Raw genomic sequence first — 8,594 nt, 5'->3', positions numbered from 1 at the left:
AAGATGTCGATTTCATCACCATCCTGATCGACTGCTCGCCAAAGGGTGTGCTGTTCGCCCCGTATTTTGATAAAAACCTCATCCAGATACCACCAGCCTGACCAGCAGACTTGCGCAGATTTTTTGCGTAAGAGGATGGAAATTTAAGGCACCACTTCCAGATGGATTCGTAACTGACTTCCACGACTCGGACAGCGAGTAACTCTTCCACTTCTCTATAGCTCAGCGAGAATCTGTAGTAGAGCCATACAGCGTGACTGATAATGGATTTTGGAAAACGATGGCCTTTGTAGACTGTGATATGATTATTCATTCCTCTATACTGGAGGAAAGGGCATTAAGTTGACAATACCTGCTCAATGCTTAAAACTGGCCAGCCTCTAATTTCAAAAGATCTCTTCCAAGCTCGAATCTCTGCATAACTTCTTCACCATTCCTTGGCATGTCGGGGCAAGCCCTTCTATGGGAAGGATTTTTTAACTCCGCGCTTTTCTTTAAATCCTGAGAGGATGTCTTTCAAAAATCCTTAGGACATACGCAAACGTATTTTGATAGGATCAATAGAATGACTGTGATTAGTTGGGGCTCTTAAGGTCGGTAATAATTGCTAAGTTTTGACAAAGATGGAACAGTTTAGGATACTGCTCCGCTGGTTCTCACTCTCCGTTAGGGATCACAAGTCATGCACAGCTCATCTAACAATTCAAATAAAGCATCTTCACAATCGGTTATGGCTCTTTGTGCAGCGTGTTCCGCAGGCTTCTTTTGGGGAACTGGTGCAGTGGTCGTGAATATACTCATTGCAAAGCATGGCCTCACACCTGAAAACATCTCGTTCTGGCGGTTCACAGTTGGTGCTGTGATATTACTCACAGTTTTCGGAAGACAAATTCACTGGCGGCAACTGCGACCCCTCATGATGACCGTGCTCGCTGCAGGCACTTCTATGGCCGGATATGTTCTGTGCTGGTTCCTTGGAATTGAACACATTGGCGCCGCAATTCCAACATTGATTGCCTTATGCTTACCTCCAGTCCTTGTGACCGTCTTCGCACTTGTTCGGGGGCAGGAAACACTTAACGTTCAACTTTTTTCTGTGTTAGTTGCCGCACTGACTGGTACGATCTTGATCGTGTCTCGACATGGCACTGGAGCTGGAACGACAGATCAACACGAACTGATTATTGGCGTTTTGTATTCTTTTGGATCTGCAATTCTTTATGCTGGCTTCGCGCTCATCAGCGGCCGTCTTGCCACTCGTCTTGGCACTGGACAGGCAACCACGTGCCTGACTATCGTAGCAGCGTTGATCATGGGTCTCTCTTCGCTGTACCGACCTCTTTACTGGCCCGCAGGCATTCTCCCGCAAGCCTGGTTTCTCTACCTTGGCGTGGTGACCGCCGCACTTGCCTTGCTTGCTTTCAGTTGGGGTGCCGCACGGCTAACTCCGACAGCATTGACGGTTGCCACACTGGTCGAACCGCTCACCGCAGTGTTGCTGGCGGCTCTCTTCCTGGGAGAGCATCTGGGGGCTTTGCAATGGCTCGGCGGATTTCTGCTACTGCTGAGTATCTGGGGGCTTGGACGTAGACGGACCTTACCGGTACTGTAGTTTCGGAGACACAACAAGAGCTGATAATGACTGTCAGATCAGGTCCAGGTTGTTGCAAATCAGCCCATATCGACCTTTCTTAATACCATTCATGCATGTATTAAAATATCGATGGCATTGTTTACAGTGATATTTATGGCAATAAACAAGCAGGGTAACAGGGTGCCCCTGCTGTGGTGTGCGGTTAATCTTCCGCCAGAAACTCGCCTTGATTCTTTGTCTTAAACTCCCGCACTGGGGACAACAGGTTTTTCTGTTGTAAACAATTTCCAATCGGGCAGGCCTTACGCTGATGGCCATTTTGATTGAAAAATCGACTCATCCTGTTAATAATCTTTCCATAGATTGATCTCCTTTCTTTGGTTGGAAATTTGATCAATTTATGGGGCATACCATAATTCTTTGGTATGCTTTTTTTCAGGTCAGGATCTTTTTATCCCCCTTCTTTGAGGAAGATCTGGATGTCGTCCACACCTCTAGCAAAGCCACTATCTGATGTCGCTAGCAAGAACTGCGGAGCGGGCACTGGCGTAATTAATGATCACGCTATCGAGGACATTATTTGTGGAAACCTCCTCACGATGGCGATTGATCAGGGGTTTTTCATCTCCAAAGTAGTAACGGATGCCACCAAGAGCATGCTCGAACCCATCCTCTCCAGTCGCCGCATCAGCAAATAGCGCCAGTCCACCCACTAGCTGATATTCAACGCCGATATGAGCTTTACCGTCATTCTCGTCAGCCACGCTAGCGCCGACTTCAACCATCAGATTTTTCTGCGGGTAGTAACGCAGGTCCAGAGAGCCATAGGTTGAATCATGGACATCGCCAGTCTGTTGTCCACCGGCGGCAGCAATGGTAACCATCCCCATATAAGCTTCAACCTCAAGGCTAAAACTTTCTACTTGAATATTTTCAAGTTCAGCATGGGCACCGGTCACACCAAGCAGGTACAAATCAGGATCACGAGTGAACAGGTGAATGGCTCCCACCCGGAAATCATCACGGTCAATATTGCCGGAGAGGCCATCCAATCGCAGTCCGAAATGTTCTCCCAGCGGTGCAGTCAGACTTGCTGAACCTGTTGCCATATTTTCACCATCCAGACTACCACCAGTTACAACAACCTGCCCGTTAATAGCTGACACGGCTTCTCCTTGAGCAAAGGCTGGGGGGGCAACCAGGACCAACAGAGAAACGAAAACCATCAGCATGTTGATCTTTTTCATAAAGACCCCGCTTATTTTGTTCAGTGCCAACGGCTGGAGAGGGTTCCAGTCCCTAGCTTTCGAGACTATCCATGTCATTGCCTTCTGTCCTGTCTTTTTATTGCCCATGTTCGCTTCCTTTCCGTGAAATATCGACATTAATGATTCGAATCATCGCGAATAAGCATGCACGGATAATGGAAGGAATGTGGAAAAGTGTTGAAAGTGTAGTTCCACTGTTTTCCCAAGATATGTTTGGAAATTTAATTAGTTGATTGAGAATGATTCTGGCCGGTAGGGAAATAAGAGTTGGCAAGTCCCTAGTATTGTAGCTATCTGATAGCGTTATAATTCATACAATCAGGGGGGGGTACTACTACGAGGGCAAAGCGACACCCCGAAGAATTTAAAATTGAAGCAATAAAGCAAATTACCGAACGTGGATATTCAACTATATCGAGCTGTTTTACAACACAACTAGGCGATATGGCAAAAATGGCGGCATCTCACTGGTGGAATATGAAAAACAGTATTTTCGGAAACTATTGAGTGTCTAGTAAATTAGGCGCTTGCCAAGTGTCCTACAAAAGCCTCTTCCAAGAAGAAAGAAATATGGAGATCAACTAAGTATTCGTATTAGCAAAAAACCTTCAATTTCTGACATCCATCCCCATATCCTCTTTTCTTTCTTATTTGCTCCTTATTTTCATTTTATTTTGGCTCCATCAACAACAACCAAAAGGAGTCGAACCGACGAAGACGTTTATTTCTGGTCGAGCACCTCCGCCTACTTTAGCCCGGTCGTCACCGCTTATTACAACGATTGGTATGTTGCCTTCGGTTGCGCTGTCGATAGTGAGGGAAATGACATCTATAGAGTTGGTGCGGTGCGCTTTAACTCTATGGTTCAGGGCGGATCTGCAGGTGAAGATCAGGAGCGTATTTACAACTACGTTCACTTAGTACGTGATGCCGGAAAATATACGCAGAAAGAGAAGGCGTGGCAGCGCTAAATGCCGTAAAACCACTGAAAATGAATAACTCAAGCTGGACAGCTGCAGCTGTCCGGAACGTTTAACATTTATAATGACAGGTGCCAGCATGAATCGAATAACGGTTCTATCAATCTCCCGAAGAACGGAAATCCTCGCGCCGCTTAAACAGGACAAAGGCTACGACCCGTCCTGGGGCAGCCAGACTTTGCAGGGGATTATGATTCCTGACCTTGTGATCTACATCAAAAAAGCGAACCTGATGAAGGTGGCACTAGCCTACGTCGAGGAACTGCGGGACCATAAACTACCAATGTTGCAGCACTATTCCTTTCAATGATTTATTCGCAAATGAGAACACCATGACTAAAGATTGCCATATCAAAATCTTCCTTTTCGCAATATTCCTCCTTTTGCTTTTGCCCGGATGTCGGCAGCCTGAGTTCGCTAGCACCGGGAGGCAGGATGATATTCTGGTTGACGGAAAGCCGGAGGATTGGCAAAGGGTTTCAACTTATCACTTGGAAGAGCCGCCACTCGGCATTGCTCTTTGCAATGATCAGGAGTTTCTCTATCTGCGCTTGACAACCCATGATTTGCAACTGCAGCAACAGATTCGACGTGGTGGCCTGACTATTTGGTTGGATCCTAGTGGGAAAAAAGAAAAATCGTTTGGTATCAGCTTTCCTCTTGCACAAAATGCCCCCCCTTCTGGTGATGGACGACCGGAACAAGGAACAGAGCCACAAATGTCGAAAAATTCTAGAGACAAGAGGCCACAGCAAAACAATGATCGCTTTGAACTCTTGGTCGGAGAAAAAATACTTGGCGACTTTTCGGTTTTTAAAAATAGGTTCGCGATTTCTCTAGCGCTTGGCACCCAGCAAGCAGGACTTATCTATGAGTTAAAGATTCCTCTGTCCGCCAATAAGCTGTTTCTACAGGCAATTCCTCCCTCTGCGACCCTCGGCATCGGCCTGGAAACCAAGCAGACACAAATGTCCGCTGGCCCTTCGGAACGGGCTCAGCAGTCAGGGGGAGAAGAAAGAGGTGGTCGAGGCGGAATGTCCGGAGGCCCTGGTGGAATGAAAAAATCGGGCGGATCAGAACAATCCTCATTGAAATTCTGGTTCAAAACACATTTAGCGGCAGGCACGCTGCACAAAGGGCCGGGCCATGATTAATTGCTTAACAAGATATGGTGGGAAACCTCTCGAAAAAGTTCCTGTCCAACATATCGAGCAAGCCCATGTTGGTAACAAGGTCGCGGTTGGTATTGTCAACTTAACGAATATAGAGCAGAAATAGACTGCTTTGCCGAGCAAATCACATTACAACCACGTTGGATTGCAGGCGCAGGTATCCTGCGCTCAAATTGCAAAGGCTCGATCACGAAGGGTGCGGGAGCTTTTTGCGCTCAGTAAATGGCGCTGATGACGAAAAAGGCTATCTACTAGACCATGAAAGGAGAGAAATTGCTGGGCTTGTCTTTGTGACTTGAAACGCCTCATTTTTCGTTCACGCTGTCGGGTGGGTTGGTGCGAAAGTTCCGTTCGATTGTTTTGATACCGACCTGTCTCATGTGGTGCCCCGGTTGATAACTCTTTTAACGCGGCTCGGTAGCTACGGAGTTTATCGGTCACGATTTTGTATGGACATACGCCTGTTTTTCGAAACAGTTTGCGGAAGAAACGAAGCGCCGCTAGTTTGTTGCGCTTATGTTGAACCAGGATGTCGATTTCATCACCATCCTGATCGACTGCTCGCCAAAGGGTGTGCTGTTTGCCTCGTATTTTGATAAAAACTTCATCCAGAGACTTTGGATTCAATCAGATCAAGATTCTGGATAATTTTCTCCCACGTTGCTTGTTCGTCCCGTGCTGTTTTCAGAGCCTGTCTGATGACATAGTCACGCACTTCATAATATTTAAAGCCATTCGTCACCCGCCCTTGTTTGTGTAATTGGCAGACCGACTGATTTCCGGTGCTGTTGCTAAAAGCCTGTTCAGCTGCACTGGAGAGCTGGAATGGTCTGTTAACGAAAATGTTCATAGAGATTAACCGAGATTGAATTATTGGGATTAAATATTTTAGATTTATGTATGTATAGATTTCTACTTTTAGCAGAAACGTATTTTTTGCGACAGCTAAAGGGCAAAAAATGAAATTAAGACGTAAACTCACCAAAACCTAACATGGATGATTTCTTATTGGCTAACACTTATTAATTGTTGGGTAGCTAAGGGAGAAATCACATGTCGGTAGGTAAAAAATTACTTGGAAGCTTTCTTGTTGTTATTGTGTTGACTTTGTTGATGTTCGGGGTTTCCTCTTGGGGTACGAGCAAAATACGTAAAGCCCATGAAACCACCCTTGCTTCGATGCGCAGCGCCACGAATGCAGAACAGCAATCAGGACAATTGAGCAGGCTGCTGACACAAATCGAAGCCGTTCAACAAACATTGCAGGGGGGAATGAGTCGTGCTCGTGCTGATATGCTACAGAACCGGGAAAAGATACAGATTTTCAATAATCAGGAGCGTGAGGTTCTGTCCGTTTTTGTCAAGGCTGGAACCGCTGAACTAGGTGCCTTTGCTGCTCCGCATGAAGAACTGGTGGTGGAAACCGAGAAAAATATGGCTCATGTCAATCAAATTGCAGCAGAATTGGAAGAGCTCTGGCTTCCACGTCATGATGGGTTGGCTGAAGACCTGAGTTCTTTAAAGCGTTCTCTACTCAATTGGACTCTGAAAATTGCCAATATGATGTTCGTGCAAAGTTCAATAGATGAACTCCTTTACGAAGATCTTGCCGATAGTCCGGTAGAGCAATTCAAAGCAGGTAAAAGTTATCAGAAATATGCAGCCGATTTTCCGGAATTAAAGCAAGCTATGGAGAAAGTTTCCCTGGCCAATAAGCAACTTTCCGATCTGGCCAACGAGCTGGAAATGCTGACTTTATTCAATAAGTGGGAAGAAGCGAGACTTTTCTACCGTGATCATTTTCCCCCAAAAATCAAGGCTGTTATGGTTGACCTTGACCATGTAATTGCGCTGGAATACCACATTCTGGCAACGCAGAAAGAGGCTATTTCCCTGTTCAATAACGATCTGGAGACCGCAGTGGCGAAAATGGTTGTCCCATTTATCGCGGTGAAAGAAGAGCTTGAGCAAAGACAGAAAACAACCGGTTTGATAGTGGCCGATGCCGCTGAAAAAGTTCTGATCAACAATCAGGCGACAGAAATCCAAATTGATCACATCAATCAGACCAGTATTATTATTACTATTGTTGCTGTTCTTGTTGCTCTGGCGATGGCATTGTTTGCAACCAGAGGAATTACCCAGCCGCTCAAGCAGGCCAACCAGATGCTGACCGATCTTGAAGAAGGGGACTTGGATGCCCGCCTCGCGTTGACCCGTCAGGATGAACTTGGAATGCTTGGAAAATCCCTGGATAGCTTCGCTGATAATTTACAGCATGAGGTGATCAGCGCTTTTAAGCATCTGGCAGCAGGAGATTTTACCTTTATAGCGCAGGGACTAGTTCGTGAGCCTCTGGCAGAAACCAATGCTGCCTTGAACCGTTTCATGGGAGAGATCCGCGCGTCGGGAGTTCAGGTGGCGAACCGTTCACAACAGATCTCGAAAAGCAGTCAATCCTTATCGCATGGAGCCACAAAACAGGCGAGTGCCCTGGTACAAGTCGGCAGCACTTTGGCCAATGTTATTGATCAATCACGGCAAAATTCAGAGAGCGCCCAGCATGCACATACGTTGACCCAGTCTGCGCAAAACTCAGCGCATACTGGAAGTGAAGAGATGCAGCAGGTGGTGCAGGCAATGAACCAAATCAATGTAGCGAGCAAAGAAATAGCAAGGATTATGAAGGTTATCGATGAAATTGCCTTCCAGACTAATCTTTTAGCTCTGAATGCCGCCGTGGAAGCGGCGCGTGCGGGGCAGCATGGTAAAGGGTTTGCTGTGGTTGCCGAAGAGGTCCGCGCTTTAGCAAATCGCAGTGGTGAAGCGGCCAGTGAAATTGCCACGTTGATTGAGGGCTCACAACAGAAAGTTGAATTTGGAGTCAAAGTAGCGAACAGTGCTGCTGCAACTCTGGAAGGAATTGATGCTGGTGTTTCAAAGATCGAAAATCTGGCAGAGAAGATTGCCCAGGCATCAAGGCAGCAGACTCAAAGGATCGAGGAAGTCAATCTTGGTCTTGATCAGATCGACAGAGCAACCCAGCAGACAACTGCAAATTCAGAAGAAAGTGCAGCCGCGGCTGAGGATCTAGCCCGGCAGGCCAGCCAACTGCATGAAATGCTGGAAACCTTCCGGCTGGTAAAAAGTGAGATTTTGCATTTGCATAGTAAAAATCTCCCGATCAAATCAGCTCCTCTGCTTGTGGCTTAATCATGGTAATTGTTGGAGCCGGTTTGAGGAAAGCCGAATTCGCTTGATCAGAAGGTCGCATGATCTATACATGAGAATAAAACAAAGCGGAGAGAGCAGGAGCCAGATCAGCAGAGCCTGCAGATTTGATTGCCAAAATTGGGTAAAAAATAGAAAGGGTTGAAGCTACTCAGCAGTCTGCCAATAAGCCGAAGAAAGCAATGTTCAATTGCTTGATGAAAGACATAAGCAGAAACTTACCCTATCCGAAACAGAGAATCGTGCTGCTATTTCAGCTCAGAGAACACCAGCGCTTCGTAAAGCGCTGGTGAAAGCCGAGAAATAGGGCAAGTCTCTGCAATAGAATGGCGAACCTCGGCAGAGGAAA

The 8,594-nt window shown here is 46.5% G+C and carries 7 protein-coding genes and 2 pseudogenes; 5 read left to right on the top strand and 4 right to left on the bottom strand.

Annotation, left to right across the window (positions count from 1 at the left end; all coding sequences use genetic code 11):
• Positions 1-313, bottom strand: a pseudogene (locus tag BLU87_RS17955) (IS6 family transposase); the annotation flags it as partial.
• Between the two features lie 369 nt (positions 314-682).
• Between BLU87_RS17955 and BLU87_RS08950 the strand changes: the two are divergent.
• Positions 683-1,612: a DMT family transporter gene (locus tag BLU87_RS08950; protein ID WP_092347014.1), complete on the top strand. Its 930-nt coding sequence runs from the start codon at positions 683-685 to the stop codon at positions 1,610-1,612.
• A 488-nt stretch (positions 1,613-2,100) separates the two neighbouring features.
• Here BLU87_RS08950 and BLU87_RS08940 read toward each other — a convergent pair whose 3' ends face one another.
• Entirely contained in the window at positions 2,101-2,841 is a 741-nt protein-coding gene (locus tag BLU87_RS08940) for a hypothetical protein (RefSeq protein WP_139167511.1), read from the bottom strand.
• 695 nt (positions 2,842-3,536) lie between these two features.
• On the opposite strand from BLU87_RS08940, the gene BLU87_RS17095 reads away from it, so the two are divergent.
• From BLU87_RS17095 to BLU87_RS08930, 3 genes are all read left to right on the top strand, one after another.
• The gene (locus BLU87_RS17095) at positions 3,537-3,833 is read left to right on the top strand and encodes a hypothetical protein (protein ID WP_139167509.1); all 297 of its coding nucleotides are present in this window, start codon (positions 3,537-3,539) and stop codon (positions 3,831-3,833) included.
• An 88-nt stretch (positions 3,834-3,921) separates the two neighbouring features.
• Positions 3,922-4,152 (top strand): hypothetical protein, encoded by a 231-nt coding sequence (locus tag BLU87_RS08935; RefSeq protein ID WP_092347005.1) that lies wholly within the window; start codon positions 3,922-3,924, stop codon positions 4,150-4,152.
• A 22-nt stretch (positions 4,153-4,174) separates the two neighbouring features.
• Complete coding sequence (locus tag BLU87_RS08930) at positions 4,175-4,996, top strand: hypothetical protein (protein WP_092347002.1); 822 nt, start codon at positions 4,175-4,177, stop codon at positions 4,994-4,996.
• 186 nt (positions 4,997-5,182) lie between these two features.
• Here the strand turns inward: BLU87_RS08930 and BLU87_RS08925 are convergent.
• Together BLU87_RS08925 and BLU87_RS08920 are read right to left on the bottom strand one after the other, a co-directional pair.
• A pseudogene (locus tag BLU87_RS08925) lies at positions 5,183-5,626 on the bottom strand (IS6 family transposase); the annotation flags it as partial.
• Entirely contained in the window at positions 5,619-5,864 is a 246-nt protein-coding gene (locus tag BLU87_RS08920) for a hypothetical protein (RefSeq protein ID WP_092346996.1), read from the bottom strand. The gene BLU87_RS08920 and the pseudogene BLU87_RS08925, both read right to left, overlap by 8 nt.
• A 203-nt stretch (positions 5,865-6,067) precedes the next feature.
• Here BLU87_RS08920 and BLU87_RS17310 point away from each other — a divergent pair, with 203 nt between their 5' ends.
• On the top strand, positions 6,068-8,227 hold the full coding sequence (locus BLU87_RS17310) for a methyl-accepting chemotaxis protein (protein ID WP_092346993.1): 2,160 nt from the start codon (positions 6,068-6,070) through the stop codon (positions 8,225-8,227).
• Positions 8,228-8,594: the final 367 nt, after the last annotated feature.

This window comes from Desulfuromusa kysingii, from assembly GCF_900107645.1.
GTDB lineage: Bacteria > Desulfobacterota > Desulfuromonadia > Desulfuromonadales > Geopsychrobacteraceae > Desulfuromusa > Desulfuromusa kysingii.
Note: the sequence above shows the minus strand (reverse complement) of the source record. Positions and strands in the feature narration are given on the sequence as shown.